Source organism: Caulobacter sp. FV1ye6ST (assembly GCF_058681225.1).
In genome coordinates this window covers 1,486,164-1,502,734 of the sequence record NZ_CM178733.1, presented here as the reverse complement: position 1 = coordinate 1,502,734, position 16,571 = coordinate 1,486,164, and the positions used below count along the sequence as shown (strand labels likewise).

Annotated in this window: 36 protein-coding genes; 29 read left to right on the top strand and 7 right to left on the bottom strand. The window is 65.0% G+C overall.

Features of this window, described 5'->3' with window-relative positions; translation table 11 throughout:
- Positions 1-2: 2 nt before the first annotated feature.
- The 5 genes from ACW175_RS07470 to ACW175_RS07450 form a co-directional block, all read right to left on the bottom strand.
- Entirely contained in the window at positions 3-467 is a 465-nt protein-coding gene (locus ACW175_RS07470) for a hypothetical protein (RefSeq protein ID WP_492103961.1), read from the bottom strand.
- 3 nt (positions 468-470) lie between these two features.
- Entirely contained in the window at positions 471-740 is a 270-nt protein-coding gene (locus ACW175_RS07465) for a DUF2312 domain-containing protein (protein ID WP_492103960.1), read from the bottom strand.
- A gap of 61 nt (positions 741-801) precedes the next feature.
- Positions 802-930 (bottom strand): hypothetical protein, encoded by a 129-nt coding sequence (locus ACW175_RS07460; RefSeq protein WP_492103959.1) that lies wholly within the window; start codon positions 928-930, stop codon positions 802-804.
- Entirely contained in the window at positions 927-1,226 is a 300-nt protein-coding gene (locus ACW175_RS07455; RefSeq protein ID WP_492103958.1) for a hypothetical protein, read from the bottom strand. Before ACW175_RS07455 ends, ACW175_RS07460 begins: the two co-directional genes overlap by 4 nt.
- The gene (locus ACW175_RS07450) at positions 1,223-1,648 is read right to left on the bottom strand and encodes a hypothetical protein (RefSeq protein WP_492103957.1); all 426 of its coding nucleotides are present in this window, start codon (positions 1,646-1,648) and stop codon (positions 1,223-1,225) included. Before ACW175_RS07450 ends, ACW175_RS07455 begins: the two co-directional genes overlap by 4 nt.
- A 596-nt stretch (positions 1,649-2,244) precedes the next feature.
- Between ACW175_RS07450 and ACW175_RS07445 the strand changes: the two genes are divergently transcribed.
- Positions 2,245-2,442 carry a hypothetical protein gene (locus ACW175_RS07445; protein WP_492103956.1) on the top strand — a complete coding sequence of 66 codons (198 nt, stop codon included), beginning with the start codon at positions 2,245-2,247 and terminating at the stop codon, positions 2,440-2,442.
- 320 nt (positions 2,443-2,762) lie between these two features.
- Here ACW175_RS07445 and ACW175_RS07440 read toward each other — a convergent pair whose 3' ends face one another.
- Both ACW175_RS07440 and ACW175_RS07435 read right to left on the bottom strand, forming a co-directional pair.
- On the bottom strand, positions 2,763-3,164 hold the full coding sequence (locus ACW175_RS07440; protein ID WP_492103955.1) for a GIY-YIG nuclease family protein: 402 nt from the start codon (positions 3,162-3,164) through the stop codon (positions 2,763-2,765).
- Positions 3,161-3,412: a hypothetical protein gene (locus tag ACW175_RS07435; protein WP_492103954.1), complete on the bottom strand. Its 252-nt coding sequence runs from the start codon at positions 3,410-3,412 to the stop codon at positions 3,161-3,163. The genes ACW175_RS07440 and ACW175_RS07435 overlap by 4 nt, the downstream gene beginning before the upstream one ends.
- A 39-nt stretch (positions 3,413-3,451) precedes the next feature.
- On the opposite strand from ACW175_RS07435, the gene ACW175_RS07430 reads away from it, so the two are divergent.
- The 28 genes from ACW175_RS07430 (at position 3,452) to ACW175_RS07295 (ending at position 16,570) form a co-directional block, all read left to right on the top strand.
- Positions 3,452-4,120 carry a LexA family transcriptional regulator gene (locus tag ACW175_RS07430; protein WP_492103953.1) on the top strand — a complete coding sequence of 223 codons (669 nt, stop codon included), beginning with the start codon at positions 3,452-3,454 and terminating at the stop codon, positions 4,118-4,120.
- Positions 4,121-4,136: 16 nt separating this feature from the next.
- Complete coding sequence (locus ACW175_RS07425) at positions 4,137-4,694, top strand: hypothetical protein (RefSeq protein ID WP_492103952.1); 558 nt, start codon at positions 4,137-4,139, stop codon at positions 4,692-4,694.
- Between the two features lie 27 nt (positions 4,695-4,721).
- On the top strand, positions 4,722-5,096 hold the full coding sequence (locus tag ACW175_RS07420; RefSeq protein WP_492103951.1) for a hypothetical protein: 375 nt from the start codon (positions 4,722-4,724) through the stop codon (positions 5,094-5,096).
- Positions 5,097-5,367: 271 nt separating this feature from the next.
- Positions 5,368-5,718 carry a hypothetical protein gene (locus ACW175_RS07415; RefSeq protein WP_492103950.1) on the top strand — a complete coding sequence of 117 codons (351 nt, stop codon included), beginning with the start codon at positions 5,368-5,370 and terminating at the stop codon, positions 5,716-5,718.
- On the top strand, positions 5,718-6,020 hold the full coding sequence (locus ACW175_RS07410) for a hypothetical protein (protein WP_492103949.1): 303 nt from the start codon (positions 5,718-5,720) through the stop codon (positions 6,018-6,020). Before ACW175_RS07415 ends, ACW175_RS07410 begins: the two co-directional genes overlap by 1 nt.
- On the top strand, positions 6,017-6,223 hold the full coding sequence (locus ACW175_RS07405; protein ID WP_492103948.1) for a hypothetical protein: 207 nt from the start codon (positions 6,017-6,019) through the stop codon (positions 6,221-6,223). The genes ACW175_RS07410 and ACW175_RS07405 overlap by 4 nt, the downstream gene beginning before the upstream one ends.
- A gap of 2 nt (positions 6,224-6,225) precedes the next feature.
- Complete coding sequence (locus ACW175_RS07400) at positions 6,226-6,507, top strand: hypothetical protein (protein ID WP_492103947.1); 282 nt, start codon at positions 6,226-6,228, stop codon at positions 6,505-6,507.
- Positions 6,508-6,510: 3 nt separating this feature from the next.
- Positions 6,511-6,726 carry a hypothetical protein gene (locus ACW175_RS07395; RefSeq protein WP_492103946.1) on the top strand — a complete coding sequence of 72 codons (216 nt, stop codon included), beginning with the start codon at positions 6,511-6,513 and terminating at the stop codon, positions 6,724-6,726.
- Between the two features lie 392 nt (positions 6,727-7,118).
- Positions 7,119-7,493, top strand: coding sequence for a hypothetical protein (locus ACW175_RS07390; RefSeq protein ID WP_492103945.1), 375 nt, complete (start codon positions 7,119-7,121; stop codon positions 7,491-7,493).
- On the top strand, positions 7,490-7,756 hold the full coding sequence (locus tag ACW175_RS07385) for a hypothetical protein (RefSeq protein ID WP_492103944.1): 267 nt from the start codon (positions 7,490-7,492) through the stop codon (positions 7,754-7,756). The genes ACW175_RS07390 and ACW175_RS07385 overlap by 4 nt, the downstream gene beginning before the upstream one ends.
- A gap of 56 nt (positions 7,757-7,812) precedes the next feature.
- A complete protein-coding gene (locus ACW175_RS07380) occupies positions 7,813-8,142 on the top strand; it encodes a DUF5406 family protein (protein ID WP_492103943.1) in 330 nt (109 codons plus the stop codon).
- Positions 8,143-8,198: 56 nt separating this feature from the next.
- On the top strand, positions 8,199-8,324 hold the full coding sequence (locus tag ACW175_RS07375; RefSeq protein ID WP_492103942.1) for a hypothetical protein: 126 nt from the start codon (positions 8,199-8,201) through the stop codon (positions 8,322-8,324).
- Between the two features lie 108 nt (positions 8,325-8,432).
- Positions 8,433-8,648, top strand: coding sequence for a hypothetical protein (locus ACW175_RS07370; protein WP_492103941.1), 216 nt, complete (start codon positions 8,433-8,435; stop codon positions 8,646-8,648).
- Positions 8,645-8,857: a hypothetical protein gene (locus ACW175_RS07365; protein WP_492103940.1), complete on the top strand. Its 213-nt coding sequence runs from the start codon at positions 8,645-8,647 to the stop codon at positions 8,855-8,857. The genes ACW175_RS07370 and ACW175_RS07365 overlap by 4 nt, the downstream gene beginning before the upstream one ends.
- Positions 8,854-9,651 (top strand): hypothetical protein, encoded by a 798-nt coding sequence (locus ACW175_RS07360; RefSeq protein WP_492103939.1) that lies wholly within the window; start codon positions 8,854-8,856, stop codon positions 9,649-9,651. Before ACW175_RS07365 ends, ACW175_RS07360 begins: the two co-directional genes overlap by 4 nt.
- Entirely contained in the window at positions 9,644-10,372 is a 729-nt protein-coding gene (locus ACW175_RS07355; protein ID WP_492103938.1) for a hypothetical protein, read from the top strand. The genes ACW175_RS07360 and ACW175_RS07355 overlap by 8 nt, the downstream gene beginning before the upstream one ends.
- Positions 10,373-10,374: 2 nt before the next feature.
- Positions 10,375-10,803, top strand: coding sequence for a recombination protein NinB (locus tag ACW175_RS07350; RefSeq protein ID WP_492103937.1), 429 nt, complete (start codon positions 10,375-10,377; stop codon positions 10,801-10,803).
- Positions 10,800-11,012 carry a hypothetical protein gene (locus tag ACW175_RS07345; protein WP_492103936.1) on the top strand — a complete coding sequence of 71 codons (213 nt, stop codon included), beginning with the start codon at positions 10,800-10,802 and terminating at the stop codon, positions 11,010-11,012. The genes ACW175_RS07350 and ACW175_RS07345 overlap by 4 nt, the downstream gene beginning before the upstream one ends.
- Positions 11,009-11,491, top strand: coding sequence for a DUF968 domain-containing protein (locus ACW175_RS07340; protein WP_492103935.1), 483 nt, complete (start codon positions 11,009-11,011; stop codon positions 11,489-11,491). Before ACW175_RS07345 ends, ACW175_RS07340 begins: the two co-directional genes overlap by 4 nt.
- Entirely contained in the window at positions 11,491-11,883 is a 393-nt protein-coding gene (locus tag ACW175_RS07335; protein WP_492103934.1) for a hypothetical protein, read from the top strand. Before ACW175_RS07340 ends, ACW175_RS07335 begins: the two co-directional genes overlap by 1 nt.
- Complete coding sequence (locus tag ACW175_RS07330) at positions 11,880-12,218, top strand: XkdD/Y8K6 family phage-associated protein (protein WP_492103933.1); 339 nt, start codon at positions 11,880-11,882, stop codon at positions 12,216-12,218. The genes ACW175_RS07335 and ACW175_RS07330 overlap by 4 nt, the downstream gene beginning before the upstream one ends.
- Positions 12,215-12,688, top strand: a complete 474-nt coding sequence (locus tag ACW175_RS07325) for a hypothetical protein (RefSeq protein WP_492103932.1) — start codon at positions 12,215-12,217, stop codon at positions 12,686-12,688. The genes ACW175_RS07330 and ACW175_RS07325 overlap by 4 nt, the downstream gene beginning before the upstream one ends.
- Positions 12,689-12,692: 4 nt before the next feature.
- Entirely contained in the window at positions 12,693-13,184 is a 492-nt protein-coding gene (locus tag ACW175_RS07320) for a hypothetical protein (RefSeq protein ID WP_492103931.1), read from the top strand.
- Entirely contained in the window at positions 13,181-13,672 is a 492-nt protein-coding gene (locus tag ACW175_RS07315; RefSeq protein ID WP_492103930.1) for a DUF1643 domain-containing protein, read from the top strand. Before ACW175_RS07320 ends, ACW175_RS07315 begins: the two co-directional genes overlap by 4 nt.
- Positions 13,669-14,514 carry a hypothetical protein gene (locus tag ACW175_RS07310; protein ID WP_492103929.1) on the top strand — a complete coding sequence of 282 codons (846 nt, stop codon included), beginning with the start codon at positions 13,669-13,671 and terminating at the stop codon, positions 14,512-14,514. The genes ACW175_RS07315 and ACW175_RS07310 overlap by 4 nt, the downstream gene beginning before the upstream one ends.
- Positions 14,515-15,240: a hypothetical protein gene (locus tag ACW175_RS07305; RefSeq protein ID WP_492103928.1), complete on the top strand. Its 726-nt coding sequence runs from the start codon at positions 14,515-14,517 to the stop codon at positions 15,238-15,240.
- Between the two features lie 4 nt (positions 15,241-15,244).
- Complete coding sequence (locus tag ACW175_RS07300; RefSeq protein ID WP_492103927.1) at positions 15,245-16,324, top strand: hypothetical protein; 1,080 nt, start codon at positions 15,245-15,247, stop codon at positions 16,322-16,324.
- Positions 16,325-16,570: a hypothetical protein gene (locus ACW175_RS07295; RefSeq protein ID WP_492103926.1), complete on the top strand. Its 246-nt coding sequence runs from the start codon at positions 16,325-16,327 to the stop codon at positions 16,568-16,570. It begins immediately after the preceding gene.
- Position 16,571: the final 1 nt, after the last annotated feature.

Genomic DNA, 16,571 nt, shown 5'->3' with positions numbered 1-16,571 from the left:
GATCAGGCCGCCTTCGCGGCTTGAGCCGGGATGTCCGACAGGCGCACGGCCATGACCCGCCCGCCCGTGAAGACATCCAGAGCGATAGCCGCCTCGATCGCCTGCTCTGCGGTGGCGCCGTGGTAGAGCGCGCCGAGAGCAGGCCCCATTCCCGTGCCTTCGGCGAAGTAGGCTCCGGCAGGAAAGTGAGCGCCGTTGTGCTCGAACAACTGAAGGCGACCATCCGGATGGATCAGGATGCCACAGTCGCCGCCGTGCTCATCGGCGCGTTCAGGAATCGGGCGTTCCAGCTCATCTCCGCGAACCCAGGCCAGCCACGTTTCGCAGAAAGCAGCGCTTCCGCAGGCGATGCCGAGGCCCATAGGCCCGACAGCCACCTTCATGGCCTCGCCCGGCTGGCGATGGTTGCCGCAGGTAGATTGTGTGTCCGCCGCCAGGACGCCGTCGCGGTATGCGATCGTGGTCATGGCCTAGATCTCCCCAATGGCGGAGAGGTACAGATCGAGGATGGCGTCGGCCTCCTGGCGCTTGGCCGGGTCGACCTTCCGCAGGCGAACAACGGCCTTGAGGATCTGGACGTTAAATCCATTCCCCTTGGCCTCCGCGTAGACCTCTTTCTTCTGTTCGCGGATTTCCGCTTCTTCAGCGGCTAGGCGCTCGACCCGGTCGATGATCGACTTGATTTGCGCCTGGGCGGTTTGGCCGAGAACGTCGGCGTGAGCGATAGTGTCGTCAGACATGAGAGAAGCCCCTCTCTGATATGCGCCGGTCTGGTTGGGGGCCGACGCTTCCCCCGGGCCGCTAGACGAGGTGTCGAACGGCGATAGCGATGAGAGCCCAGAGGGCGAGCGCGGGCGGGCCTGCGGTGATCAGCAGGCCGGGTCGGCGCTTCTTGGCGTGGCGGGTGACGGTGACGGCTACCGGGGTCATGCTGCGACGGGCTCCCTGGTAGGAGCGCCGGTCGGAGCCTTCAGCAGCTCATCAAACATGCCTGGCTGACCGCCGGAGATCGGCTTGAAACCGCAGGGGCAGAAGGCCCCAAGGCGGTTTGCTTCTGGCGTCTCCTTCAGGAGAAACCCGTCCCCGGCCTCGCCGCAGTCGGTGCAGACGCCGACCGCATCTTCAGGGATGATCTCAGTGACGGTATAGACGCAGCCTTGGACAATTCCGTCCTCGGGAGAGTCGTTTAGCGCCTCGACGAAATCGCCCTTCCCGATCGCGCTCATGACGCACGGTCCAGGCTGACGAAGACGTCGGCGACCTCCTTGGTCGCCAGCGCGATCTTGTTGCGGATCACGGCCTTCTTGGCGGGACTGAGCGGCCCGGCGCGGCGGAACTGGCGCACGGTGTGCTGGAGGTCGGCCGTAGCCTCGGTTGCTTCCTGGGCCTCGTCCAGCAGGTCGCCGGTTGGCTCGTCGCCCCCGTCATCGCCCACGAGAAGCTGGGCAAACAGCAGCTTCTCAGCACTGTTGGCGACCATCAGAAGGCGGCCGAAAGGGATGGTGATTTCGGCGTTCTGCGGCGCGTCGCTGCAATATTGCGACCACACGCCGGGCGAAACGCGGGCAACCAGGGCGGCGTCCTTGCCGGTGCCGTAGCGCTTCTCAATCTGTTGGCAGAGCGCCTTGATGACGTCGTTCTGGGCCAAATCTAGGCCTCCCCAATTTGAGTGTGTCGGGCGGCGCTTTGCCGCATGGTCCCGCTCGTTCGGCAGGCGGGCCGGACGTTGGAGGCGATGGCGTGAGCCCGTGGGAGCGAGTGGTTTCGTGCTTGGTGAGCGCGGCCGAAGAAGAGCGATCGGCCGAAGAGGCCCACGCTAGGGCCTACGCCTATCGAGCTATGGCCAGACGTATCGCTCGTGACGAAGTAGGTGAGCAGCCGGGCGGTGTGGGCGCTTGCCCGGCTGCTCGTCGCCGACGCCTGGGGGGAGGCGACGCCGGCAAAGGTGTTGGAGGGTGAAAGCGCGCGGGGTCCATTCCCAGCGGGTGACGCTAAGCCCCCGCGCGCCACGACGCAGCCAGCCGGGGGAGCGGCTTGCCGGTCGATCTGGTTGTGTGATTGCCCCCGACCCATCGCTAAACCCCGATCCGGGGGCGCGAGGGTGCGGCGAAACCGCCGTTTTCGACGGTGGGTTGTCGTTCACTATGAACGGCCACGTCAGGTGCGTTGTTTTCGGCAATGCACGCGCCAATAAGCGGCGCCATGAACGCAACAGCCACCGCAGGCCTCACCCGAGGCGAACACATGCTGATCTGGGCGCTAGAAGCGCTCGCCGACGTCATGCCGCCCGAACAGGTCAAGGCCTGGGCCTGGAACCTCGACGGCAAGAAGCTGCTGGCCGAGGCCAAGGTCAGCAACGGAACCGCGACCGATACCGAAATCGGGGCGATTACACTGACGCAAACATTCCTGGACGAACTCAGATCTACCCTAGCGGGTTGACACTGAAAGTAGCATTTCCGAACAATGCGCCCGTAGTGGGGGCATTGAATGAAGCGCGCATTCGATATGGAGCGGTTCCAACGGCGGTTTGCCGAGAACTTGGCCGTGGCGATGGCCGCGCGAGAGGCCACTACGGCGCCCAAGCCGATCCGGTTCGAGCTGGCCAGCGCATCCGAGCGCATTGCTTGCCGTACGCGCGCCCTTACCGACCTAGCCCGCGAGACCGACATCGGACAGCGCGACGCCATCCGGCGGCTTTGGGTCTTGTCAAAGTGCAAGACCTGCGGCGAGTGCGCAGATATGTCGGAGAGGTAGGCCATCTAGGCGTCCCTTCCGTGACCGTAGCGATTTTCGTTTTCTGCCTGAGCTGCGACGGCGCACATCCACTCGGGGCGCCATTCCACCGCCTTGGTAGCGATCATTTCGCAGGCGGCTGCAAAGTGCTCTACGGGGAAGAATTCGAGCCGCTTGCCCTTGGCCTTGGACGGATAGCCAAACGCGTATTTTACGGTCGCTTCTCGGCGGCAAGACTCGAAGAAGCCAACATGCTTGACCCGTACCTCAAGCGGATCTCCGTGCTTAGAGCGCAATGCCTTGATGCGCTTGCGCGGGCTACGGGTCACACCGACCTTCGCAATATTCTCGAAGAGGCAAAGGTAGACGTATCGCGGCTCAAATACGCGGCCGGGGGCGTCGGGGATCTCGCGCCAGTCAGCCATCATGCAGCTACCTGCTGGCGCGCTTTACGAGGACGGGCGCCCGCGAAGAGTTCCTCAAACGTGGCAAGGCCCGCTGCAACGAAACCGTCGAAAGCGGCGGGCGGGATGTGCTCGCGCTGGAGCCACGATCGCGCGGTGTGCAGCGACGCCGCGATGCCCTTCTCATGAATGGCCTCGGCTCCGGCGTCCTTCAGGATCTCAAGGTGCGTTCGCATAAGGTGGATAATGCATTTTGCATCACTGATGCGCAAGTGCCTTTTGCATCAAGTCGCGGGTTAAGCAGATGCATTATGCAGCAGCCATCCGATCGACTGAAGGAAGCGCGCGTGAAAGCGGGCTTCGAGTCCGCCAAGAGCGCGGCCGAGGCGATGGGCGCCAGCGTCCCGACATACATCCAGCACGAGAACGGCACGCGGGGGTTCCCGGCCAAGGCCGCTGCGAAGTATGCCAGCTTCTTCCGCTCGACACCTGAGTGGTTGCTTTACGGTCGCGGCAAGACGCCAGTGATCCCCCGCGCCTTCGGCTCCACGCCTCCAGTACGAGTGGTCGGCCGGGTGGGCGCTGACTCCAGCGGCCAGGTCTTCTTGGCCGACGCGCACGAGACCTATGACATGGTCCCGATGCCTCCAGGGGGTACGTCCCGGACTGTCGCCCTAGAAGTTAACGGTTCGAGCATGCCCATGCTCGCCGACGACGGATCGCTCATCTACTTCGAAGACCAGAAGTTCGAGCCGACGCCCGACCTGATCGGAGAGGTGTGCGCCGTACAGACCGAGGATGGCCGGGTTTTGGTGAAACGCCTGTTGCGAGGATCCGCGCCCGGCCTGTTCGATCTCGAGAGCATCGTCGGCGCTACGATCAAGGACGTGCGCCTGGTCTGGGCAGCGGAGATCACCAACATCGTGCCGCCGCGCCAAGCCCGCCGCATCATCGTGCGAGCTGAAGAGAGCGCCGCCTAGCGGCTAGGAGGGGGAAATGCGAACTCTAGGTGCGGCGATCATCGTCGCTGCGGCCGTTGCTCTGAGTGGATGCGGTCCAAAGGTGGAAGCGCCGCCGCCCGCGCCGCCGACCATCGACAGCATCTTCCCGGCCGGCTGGCAGTACGAAGCCAAGACAGACGAGATGTCGGGGAAGGTCGATTATACGGCCTGCATCATGTCTGAGAACGCCATTTTCATTATGCCCACCGCAGAGAAGGCAAGGGGTCGCCTCTGCCTACGCGACAACTCAATCCACGGCGTGGATGCGATGATCTCGATACCCGCTGGCGGGCACATCGAGTGCATCAATGGCTGCACAATACGCGTCCGCTTGAATGACGAGCCAGCCATGACGCTCGCAGGCATTCAGCCTTCCGGCTTCGCGAACATGGCGATCTTCGCTGGACGGAATGGCAGCGCAACGATCTGGCGCGGCGCCGGCAAGTATTCCACGATGCGCGTGGAGGTTGGCATGTACGGCGCCGGGCGCGAGATCTTCACATTCAAGACCGCCGGGTTCGACAAGGCGAAAGCCACCCGCCCGACGGCCTAGCCCTCCCCTTACCCCTTGGAGGGGTGAATGACCGAAAAGTTCGTTATCCCATTCAATGCCGATGGCTTCGAGTTGGTCGCCGAAGACGACCAAGTGTTGATCGCATTCAAGATTGGTGAGGGCGGCGCCGCGGTACGATTGCAAACCGACCAAATTGCTCTTCTGGCGATGAAGCTGCTGTGGTGGACGTCGCGCCGGCCTGGAGAGCCGAGCCAGGAGGTGCGAGGGGAGCCGATGATGCCCAGAAGTGTCTATTTTGAGCCTGGCAGAACGGACACGCATATCGTTCTGTCGATTGAGTTGGGCGTGGCGACGCTCCGCATAGAGATGCCAGGCGAGCAACTATTCGAAGCGCTACGCTTCCTAAATCCGATAGCAACGGATGGGCCGACGAAAAATTAGCACGTCCGCCGCCGTTACCGCATCGCAGCTCACCAATCCTTTGGTTCAGAGCTTCAGACCAATGCGGCATCTCGGCAAGCCACCGGTCGGCCGCTGACGTCGGCGACGGCGCGCCCTCCTGATCCTCAACCAGATCCATCTCTGACCTCCATCCAGCCCGCCACACCCGGCGGGCTTTTCGCTGATTTATCACCCCGTGATGCATTTTGCACTTGCCAAGTCGTGATGCAATTTGCATTATCGTTCTCGTCACCGAACGGGAGCGCCACCGATGGCCAGCCTCAACCAAGACCTTCTAGCCGCCGGGCTTGCGCTGCACATGCAGCCGGCTCGCGAGCTGACCAAGTCGGAGCGCCTGCGGAAGCTGGCGACCGTTCAGCGCAGTGAAGGCATGGCGGGTATCCGCCGCCTACGCACCGAGCGCCGCTGGGTGGCCAAGGTCGCCCTCCGCAACCCGGGCGTCGGCCAGTTCTTCGGCGCCCCTCACACCGCTGAGCAACGCGCCGACGTCGCCGCCTGGGCTTTCACGTGCCGGGCTCGCGCCAACGCTGCGGCCGCTGAAGCTCGCGCGATCGAAGCCTCCGAGGCTCCGGCCCTTCTGATAGCAGCGGAGGCGGCGTGATGGGCGCTTTTGAAGCCAGCTTCCTCGACTGGAACGGCAAACTCCACGTCGCCAACAGTTCGCCGCTGTCGCAGTATTTTCCGCGAGACCGCATCTTCTGGATTGTGACGGAAGAGGGTGAAGCCCGCGAGGTTGCCTACAGCGACGACTACCACCACTACACCGGCCGCGAAACCTACTGCCGCGTCGATGGCGAGCCGGGGTCGTGGGAGCCCGATGAGATCGCGGGCTGGACCGATAGCCGTGAGGATGCCGAAGAGGCTGCGGCCTTGCTCTGCCAGTCCATGGGGTGGCCGGCATGACTCGCATAGCGATCGTCCTCAATCGGCTTGAGCAATCGCCCGCCACCAACGCCGAGTTGGCTGACCTCCTGGTCACTCACTGCGGAGACGTCTCGCGCATGATGGCCAAGCTAATGGCGTCCGGCCGGGCAAAGCGCGTGGATGGCAGTAAGGGTCGCGGATCGATTGCGCTCTACGCCATCGCTACCGGCTCGGAGGCCTGACGATGGCCTGCGACGACTGCATCTGCAACGGCTTGTGCGCCTTCGTGACGAAGGCTGAACAGCCCTACTTCCAGGCCTACCGCCTCGCCCAGCGCCTGCCGATCGGCGCGGCGTGGAAGGGCTACGAGTTTAGCGCCTGGATTTCGACCCAGTGGAGCATCTGGCGTCGCCTTCGTGGCATGGCGCCGCTCCACCCCGTCTCCCAACAGCAACGCGCCGATTTCGAGGCGTGGCTTTTCGAGCGCGTCGGTCATCCGGCTGCTGATCAAGCAAAGGCGGCATGAACCATGGCCACGATCACCCCAAACCACGAAGCCCAGATGCGACCTCTGGTGCTGGACATCACGACCGGCATGGACGGCCCGCGCATCGCCTTTGTCGGCGGTCCCTACTACGACACGGTCGGCGAGTTCGGCGCTGGAAAGCCGACGATGCTGGCTTGGTTCTGGGGCAACAAGGCCAAGCGGATGCTGGCCGATACGCTCGCCAAGGGCGCCGCCTGATGCGCGCCCTCCGCACCAATCACCCGAATTCCGGCGTCCTGCCGGTTTCCCCAAGCGCACGGGGATTGTGCGCAAAGGAGCACCAACATGCTGAAGGACTGCAAGCCGCCGGACAAAGCTGCGCTGGATACGGCCATCATGAATGTCAAGCACAACGACCTGATCAACGACGACCTGGGCGCCGGCGCCGCGGCCTGACCGCCGGCCTGCCGCACTACTCAACCACGAGCGCGCGGGAGAGCTTCGGCTCTCCCGCGATGTGGACCCTTCGCACCCTTCAATTCATCGCAGGCGTCGCCTTCATGGCCCTCGTCTGCGGTCCGCTCTCGGGAGTGTGACGTGACCAATTCCATCACCGTGACCCTTCGGGTTCAGCATATGGCGAGGGCGGCATGACCCTCACGCGCGAACAACTAGAGGCCGACGTGGCGTTTCTCGTGCTCCGCGCCCGTTGCGCAGGCTCCGCCTACTTCGGCGCGGACCGGTGGACCGGCATGTCGAGCAACGCTCTGGTCGATTTGGCCTACGGCGGCGAGCAAACGGCGATGCCGAGCGACCGGAGCGACTACGCCGCGTGTTTGCGGACCTACGCTCGTCTCCCAGCCCATCGCCGCACGAAAGCCGTTCGCGAAGGACTGGCGCGCGCTCGCGAGGCCTATCTGTCGCGCTATCCGGAAGATCGCTTTCCAGCCTCCCGCGTCGCCGCCCGTGCTGCGCGCCAAGCCGAGTGGGCGAAGCGCCGAACCAAGACCCGGAGGCGCGCATGACCGCCGGCCCGATCTTCACCCCCGCCGCCTTCACCGCGCTTGACGGCGTGGTGATGTTCGAAGGGCGCCCTGTTGCCCCGGCCAAGCGCGCCGCGATCAAGGCCGCGCTGAACCGGATGGGCGAGCGCACCGAGGACGTTCCGACGCTGCGGCTTCTGGCCTCGGTTCAGGTTCAGCTCATCGCCGCTGGCGTTGCCGCCGTGAACCAGTCCCGCGCCGCGCTCCACGCGGTCGCCGACCAATCCCGCAACCACGCCGCCTAGAGCGGTCCACCACCACGCCGACGCCTGAACGCGCGGCTTCCTGAGGGGCGAGAGACATGTCTGAGGCCTTCAACGCCGATCCCAACACGATGCGCGAAAAAGGGAAGGTGTTCCGCCTGACCTTCGGCTGCTGGGCCTATCGCTGGACCACGGAGGCTACCGTGTTCGGTAACTGCGCCGGGTTCGACAACCTCGATGTCGCGATCAGCTGCGTTGCCGACGAACTGCCGGACGTCGAATGGGGTGCTCGCCTCACCATGACGGACGCGGCCGGCGATACGCTCATCTGCGACACCGAGGACGCGGAAGTTGAGGAGTGGCTGACCGCCCATCTGATCAGCGCCGAGATCATCGGCTTCGCCGAACGCAAGTCGGAGGCCGCTTGACCATGGCCACCACCAACCCCCGCCGCGCGACGACTAGGGCAACTGCTGAGGAGGCTGTGTCGCGCCAGCCCCTCGGCCGGGACCACATGTCGGAATACGCCGAGATGATGGCCGACATCGCCCGCATTCCGCGCCCGACGCTGTGGCAGCGGTTCACGATCGCTCTAGCGGGACAGCGCTGATGACCGCCCTGATCATCCTGGCGATCGTCTCCGCCCCCTTCATCCCCGGCGTTCTCGTGGCCCTCTGGGTGATGGGTGACGAGGTGATCTTTGGCGGCCGGGAGGCCCATGGCCGATGAACGCCGCGACCTCACGCCCGACGAGTTCGGACACGCTGTTTCCCAGCTTCTCGCCTGCATCTGGCGAAAGTCAGACCTGTCGGCTTGGGGAGCGAAACACGCCGCTGCCTTCGACGCGATCGCCGACACCCATCCACAATACCACGCCGCCGCTCGCGCTGCCTATGCGCGGCGGCTCGCCGAACTGAAAAGGAGCCAAGCATGACCACCCACTACCAATCGTCCAGCAAGGGTCCGGTCGAGATCGCGACCATGACGCACCGTCACCTCGTCAACTCCTGGCAAAAGCTGGTCGACACCGACGACGGCTCGCGAGCGGACGAAATCGCCGCCATGGCCGCGCAGATCGCCATCAACAACGAAGCCCATGCCGAGGCGCAAGCCGCTGCGGCCCAGATGGGAGACGCGGCATGACCAACGTCGCCAAGCTCAAGACCTCCGATCCGACGCCGCCGGAAGCGCCCTTCGATCCACTCGCCAAGCTGCGTGAGCCGTTCCCGGCCAATCAGATCAGCAAGCTCCCCAAGGAGACGAAGCCGCAACGCGAGGAGCGTGAGAAGGATCGATCCAAGGGCGTCAAGTGCAACGTCTGTGGCGGCTGGCACCACAAGAACGCCGTCCACCTCGACTACGTCGGACATGCGGCGGCGACCGACCGCCTTCTCGACGCCGATCCGCGCTGGAACTGGACTCCGGTTCCCGACCCGGCCAGCCGAGGCCTGCCCGTGGTTCCGGGCGGCATGTGGATCGAACTGACGGTCGACGGCGTCACGCGCCTTGGTTTCGGTGATGCGGCCGGCAAGACCGGCGGAGACGCCGTCAAGGAGATCATCGGCGACGCGATCCGCAACGCCGGGATGCGCTTCGGCATGGCCTTGGACCTCTGGCACAAGGGCGACCTTCACGGTCCGGCCGCCGAGCAATCTTCCGAGGAGGAGCGCAGCCAGGAAGATGGACGCCCCGCCGTCATCGTGGCCGCCGAAAGCTCGTTGTTGATGTGCCAAAGCCCCGAGGATGTGGACGCCTGGGAGGCCAAGAACAAGGCCGTCCTGGCTGACATGGACCGCGACGAGCGCAAGGTCGTCTTGGCCCTGCACAAGACCGTCCGCGAGAAGTACCCCAAGCCAAAAATCGAGAAGCGCCAACCGGCCCGCGAAGAGGCTGCGGACTTCCGCGCCGACGAACTGGAGGGCGCGTTCAATGACTGACGTCATCGCCACCGCCGGGCACAACAATCCGCCCGCCGACGACCCGCTCGACGCGCTGAAGGTCAACGCTGACGACGCCATCGAACAGGCTCGCACCATTACGGCTGTCGAGAACGAAGACCAACTCAACGCCGTCAACGCCCTGGCCGACGACCTGAAGGACGCCGCCGATGCGCTGGAAGTCGAGCGCGTCACCCGCAAGAAGCCGCTGGACGATGCCATCGCCGAAATCCAGGCGACGTTCAACGTCTACCTGGCGCCCCTGACCAACAAGACGGTCAAGGGCAAGATCCCGCTGGCGCTGGATGCGATCAAGAAGGCCAAGGAGCCGTACCTCCAAGAGCAGGACCGCCTTCGCCGCGAGGCCGCCGAGAGGGCGCGCCAGGCGGCCGAGGAAGCCGCGCGCATCGCTGCCGAGGCCGCACGCGCCGCTGCTGGAGAGGACATGGAAGCGCGTGAAGAGGCCGAAGTTCTGGTTGTCCAGGCTCAAGCCATGGACCGCAACGCCACCCGCGCCGAGACCGCGACCACCAAAGGGACGGGTCTACGCTCTTTCTGGGTTCCGGAGCTGACCGACGCCACCGCTGCGCTCAAGCACTACATCGCCCGCAACCCGGACGCCGTGAAGGACTTCCTGCGCGACCTCGCCCGCAAGGACGTCGCCGCCGGCATTCGCACTATCCCCGGCTTCACCGTCTCCGAAGAGCGGAGGGCTGCATAACCATGTCTGGCCCGACCGTGATCATATCCAGCGCCTACCGCCGTCAACAGGCGCATCGCCTTATCGACGCCGCGCCGGTCAATAGCGTCATGGAAGTATCGGCCCCTGGCCGGACGCTTCCGCAGAACGCGAGGCTCCACGCCATGATTACTGACGTGGCGCGCCAAGTCGAGTGGCCAGTCGGTAGCGGAACCAAGCGCACGGTCGAGGCGTGGAAGGACATTTTCACGGCGGCCCTTCGAAGCGCCAACCACGGCCTGGACGTGGTTCCTGGCCTGAACGGCGGCTTCGTACTCCTCGGGATGCATACGAGCCGAATGACCAAGGCCGAACTCGGCGACCTGATGACGCTCATCGAGGCGTTCGGGGCCGAACACGGCGTCACGTTCCACGAGCCCGCTACTCTGGCTAAGCAGAGCGAGGCGGCGTGACCCTCCGCTATCACATCGCCGTCGCCCGCGAAGAGGCCGCCCGGTTCTCCGGCGACATCAAGGCCACGTTCCGGTTCTGGCGTGAGATCCGCCGCGCCGGCCGGCATGGCGACGTTCTGGACCAACGCATCGTCGACGCTGGCATGTCCATGGTCTCGTCCGCGATCGACCGGATGGATTACGCGGAAAACCCGGAGGCGTTTCAATGACCCTCCGCTCGCCGGAACTCCGCCAAGCCTACGAGGCCGTTCGCCAAGACAAGGCCGCCAAACGCAAGGAGCGTAAGGCCGCTGCGATCAAGCACGTTCAGGCATGGAAAGCGTCGACCCTGCCGAACGCCAAGGACAAGCGCCAACTCGACAAGCCTTTCCTCGCCTTCGTTCGGCGCCAGCCCTGCGCTGCCGCCCATCTTGGCGGCTGCGGCGGACGGGTCGAGGCCGCCCACATCCGGTACTCGTGCGTCGCGGCTGGCTCTCACAATCCAGGCCTGCAGGCGAAGAACCACGATCGGTTCGCCAACCCCCTTTGTTTCAACCACCACCAGCATGACCAGCACAAGCGCAAGGAGCGCGACTTCTGGGATGCCGTGGGCGTCGACGCCTACGACAACGCCGCGCACCTCTACGCCCGCTTCCTGACCGGTGACGAAACACCCTCTCTCCGCCCCCCTAAAGGAGCAGATGCTTGATGTCTGACCTCGAAAAAGACGTTTGCGGGTCTCCCGGAACGGATGCACCGCCCTGCGGTTCGCGGGATGAACAGACCGCTCCTGCGACGGCTGCGCTCACTGGTTACCCGCACGTCGAACAAGAGCAGGCGCTCGTCTGGCGTGGCGGCGGGCGGCGCTTCTTCACCCGCGAAGCGGCGCTGAAGAACGCGGCGAAGGCCATCGTGCGCAACGCCCTCCGCGCCGGGGGCGACGACAACATCCCGCTAGAGCAGTTCATGGCCGCTGCCGCCCAGGTGCGGGGCCAGATCGAACGCGGCGAGACGCCCGAGGTCGACTGGGACGCGCTGCCCGAGGCGGCTGCGCCTAGCGCCGAGGACCCCTTTGACGCTGATTTCGGCGGTGCAGCATGAGCGGCGCGACCTTTAAGGGCTCACCGGGGCCGTGGACGACGGACCACACCTGTTTCGACAGCAAGATCCCGATCAGGGGCGGTGTCACGGCTTACGGCCGCCCGTACGTCATCGCGCACGTCAACCGTCCCGGCAGCGCTTTCGTAGATCAGGACAAGGCGAACGCCGCCCTGATCGCCGCCGCACCCGACATGCTGGGGGCGCTGCAAAAGATGCGCGGCATCCTGCGGTCTCTGCAACCCGCCATGAACGTCATGGCCAAGGAGGTGATGGACGACATTATCCGCGACCAGATCGACCCTGTCATCGCCAAAGCCCTCGGCGGTGCCGCATGAGCAGGTCCGGTTATTCTCACGACTTCGACGGCGAGAACTGGTCGCTGATCCGCTGGCGCGGCGCCGTCACTAGTTCAATTCGCGGCAAGAAGGGGCAGGCGTTCCTTCGCGAGGCTCTGGCAGCGCTCGACGCACTTCCTGATCCGCAACTGATCAAGAACGACCTTCAGGCCGAAGGGGCGTTCTGCACGCTTGGCGCTGTTGGAGCAGCGCGCGGCACGGCGCTTGGCGTGGTCGATCCTGATGATCACGAGGCCGTCGCCGCACTCTTCGCCATCCCCCACGCCCTGGCTTGTGAGGTCATGTGGGAGAACGACGAGGGGCGGTTCAATGAGACGCCGCGCGCTCGATGGGAGCGGATGCGCGCCTGGATCGTCAGCAACCTGAACGGCGATCAGCCCGGCGTTTCCCCTACCCCTGAGACGGCAGGAGGGGCGGAGACGTCCACGGGCCCGGCGGAGGTTGGGTAGAGCCATGGGGGAGAAGAGTAAAGCCGCCACCAGCAACAAATCGGACCCTCCCATGACTACTGAACCAACCCTTGAAGGACTGCTGGCTATCGCGAAGGCGGCAACGCCAGGCAAGTGGCATAACACCGAAGCGCGGCCGACTGGCTCCAAGCCCCCTATGCCCGATTTCCACCAGGCGCACGTCCACGTCGGCGGCGCGGAAAACTTCGGCAACACCATCGCCATAGTCGGCATGGGCGGCCCCGGCGCCACGTCCTGCACCAAGGCCGACGTGGACGCCAACGCCAAGTTCATCGCCACCTTCAACCCCGCCTTTGTCATCTCCCTGCTGGAGGGGAAGCAAGCCGCTGAGGCCCGCGCCAGGACGGCGGAAGAGGCGTTGAAGAGCGTCCGGGAACATCTGCTGGACGGCGAAAAGCATGAGAAGAGCCGCGTCATCGAAGCGGCGTCGATGTGTGATCGCGCTCTCAACGCCAAGAAGGGGGGCGACCAGTGAGCGCCGTCATCTCGGATTGCGGCCTCTACCGCTATCGCCTTGAGCGTCACGCTCTGGCGGGAGCCGGCGCGGTCGCCTGGATCATGGTCAACCCCTCGACCGCTGACGCGACCGAGGACGACGCCACCATTCGCAAGGTGATCGGCTTCAGCAACCGCATGGGCGCGGGCTGGGCGATCGTCGGCAACAAGTTCGCATACCGCGCCACGGACGTGAACGAGTTGAAGCGTGTGCGAGATCCTAGCGGCCCCGACAACGACGATCATCTGGCCGACATCATCCGCACCGCTCCGACCGTGATCGTGGCTTGGGGTCCACTGGCCAAGCTGCCGAAGCACCTTCGCCGCCGCTGGCGTCGGATTGCCGAACTCGCTGACGGCATAGGCCGGCCCTTGATGTGCTTCGGCATGGCGCAGGACGGCCACCCTCGTCACCCCCTGATGCTGGCGTACGACACGCCTCTGATCGAATGGAAGCGCCCGCTATGACCGACCCCAGCACCCAGGCCGCCGTAGAGCGCGCCCGTAGCATCCTGACCGAGATGACGGAGAAGTCACCGTTCACGTTATACATGGGCATCTACACGACGGCGGAGGCCAACGAGGCGATCACCGCTTTCCTCGCAGACTACGCCCGTCAGGCAGAGCGGATCAAGGAACTGGAAGGGCTGATCAACAAGCCCGAGATTGGTGATTTCTTGCTGGGCGTGCAGATCGAAGCCGCGCATCAGGTCGAGCGCTGGGGCGCTGAGCACGACACGGGAAAGGGGCCGCAGGACTGGTTCTGGCTGCTCGGCTACCTGGGCGGCAAAGCGCTCGCGGCGGCTTTGGCCGGCGACCTCGACAAGGCCAAGCACCACACCATCAGCACGTCGGCGGCGCTCGCCAACTGGCACGCCCAGCTTTCCAGCAAGCCTACCGCGATGCGGCCCGGCGTGGATGCGACCGCGCGCGGCTTCGACACGATCGCCACGCCACCGGCTGCGCCCTCCCTGCCGGACCCGTCCAGTCACTTGACGGGCTGGAGTGCGGAGACGATCGCGGCGCGGCGGACGATCGGGATGACCGGTAACCTCGACACGATCCACGACGCCGTGCTGATCGTGAGCAATCACACCGAGGATGACGACCGCGCTCGCGAGATTGCGGGATGGGTAGCCAAGGCTTACACGCGCGCCGCTCTCGCCCCGTTCGCTGATCGGGTGGCGAGGGAAGGGGAAGACGGCGCGCGGATCATCGACGGCCTCAAAGAAGCGGCGGCCGGCGAGGTCACGATCGTCAAGCGCGCCCCTCCCCCTGCTGTGGCCGAACAGACCGATAGGGAGGGGTAGATGGCAACTGCGATGAAACTCGCCGACTACTTGGCCGGGATGTCGGCGGCAACGACAGCCGCTGAGTTGGAGGCGGCGATCCAGGCCCCCTTCGCGAACCCCTTCCGGGGTCCAACTTGGGCCAGGATTTCAAAGGCCCGCGTCGAGGCCGGAGCGCGGATATGCGCCGCCCACGAATACGGTCGCTTCGTGCCGACATTCGGCCTCCGTCGACAACTCACGGTCTGCGGCGAGGTGTTCAAGGTCGGAAAGGGCGGCAATTCGACAGGCGTCCGCTACGCATGGCACTACGCCAAAGAGTGGGCCGTGGAGGTCATGGTCCGGCATGGCCTGACCACGCGCGCCGCTCACGGCGTGTGGGACGGGTGGTCTACCTATCCCCACAGATGCTTGCCGATCATCGCCGACGCCCTGGCCGGCAAGATGCCCGACCCCGAAATGGGCAAGCTGATCCGGCACGATCCCACGCCCGGCGGCCGCCCCATCAACTACAGCGTCGAGCGCAACAACGCTGACGTCCATGACCATCGGGCCAATCAGCCGTGCGCTTGCGGCGGAACGCTCTTCGACTGGGGCGCGGGCCATAGCGCAGGGTTCGACTTCATCAACTGGCATTGCAACGCCTGTCCGGACGTCTTCACCGAGTACGTGACCAAGGACCGGCTCTACGAGATCCGCCACGCCAAGCCTCCCGCCGCCCTCACCAACCCGAAGACCGGAGGCTAGACCAATGGCCGAAGACCTGAAGCCGTGCCCGAACCCGTGGTGCTTCTCGACCTCGGCGCCCATGCCGATCGGCCTGACCAACGGCTATGGAAATCGGTCGGGCTGGGTCGTGCAGTGCGGATGCGGCGTGAAGACCCATCGCGCCAACACTCGACACGCCGCCATTTCGGGCTGGAACACTCGCCGGCCTCCGCCCGATCGGCCTGACCTTGCAGACCTCGATCGTTCCGCTGTCTCAGCCGAGCGGCCGGGGCGGGAAGAGCCGGTGGCGTGGACCGCCGATGACCGCCGCAGCTTGGCGGTGAGCGTCGCGAACCGGCGCCAGGGGCAAAGCTCGACGCCTCGTTGCGAGAGCCCTGGCGCGGCTGATATCGGGATCGCGGCGTTCTGGGTCGGCCTCACGCTGGATGCCTTGGCTGATCGCGGCCCCCCCTTCGCCCACCCCGCCCCTGTTAAGGCCGATACAGCGGCGATCGACGAACTTGAAGGCGTGATCTCCGATCTGGAAAGTAGCGAGTGGTCTCGCGCGCCGGGCTGCATCCGAACGCTCAAGCGGGTTGCGGCCATGCTCTCCGCCGTACCGGCTACCCCTGAAGGGCCAAAAGAGCAGGGTTCATCCCAGGGGCTTGGCAAGGACCAGTGCGCGGACGCGGGTCCCTCCCCGCGCTCGCTCGAACTGACCGGCTTCACCGGTGACTACGAGCCGAACCACCTGACGGCGCTAGGCCGGTTCACGAGATCCACTTACGAGAGAGTCGGCCGCAACGCCGATCCCGTGGAGCTTTTCGAAGCGGGCATGTTCTGGGCCTTGAAGCACTTGGCCGCTGCCGATCGTAAGCGAGCGGAAAAGGCCGAGGAAGACCTGAACGTCATCCACCGCGCCGCTGCGCACTGCCGGGGCAAGTTCGGCGGACGCATGTCCGAAGTGGACCGCATCTTCCAAGAAATCACGCGCGTCTCGGCGATGCACAAGACCCGCGCCGCGCTGGAAAGTCGATCTCCTGATGGCGGCGAAGCCGTCCACTCTCAGCCTAGCGATCAAGCACCGGCTGAACCCTCCTCTTCTGAAGGGGAGGACGCGTAGATGGCCGATCACCTGAACATCAGCGAACCGTCGTTCCGCTCCGATGATCGTTGGGGGCAAATCATTGCCGCCGAAAAGCTGAAGGTCGAACTGGACTGGGCCAACAAGCGGGCCGACAAGTATCGCGACGACCTTGAAGCTATCTTCACCAGGATCGCACGCGGCGATACTTGCGAACTGCGCTTCGAGAATGGAGCCGTGATCGAGATTGGAGCCCTCACCAAGGACAAGACCAATGCAGGGTGAA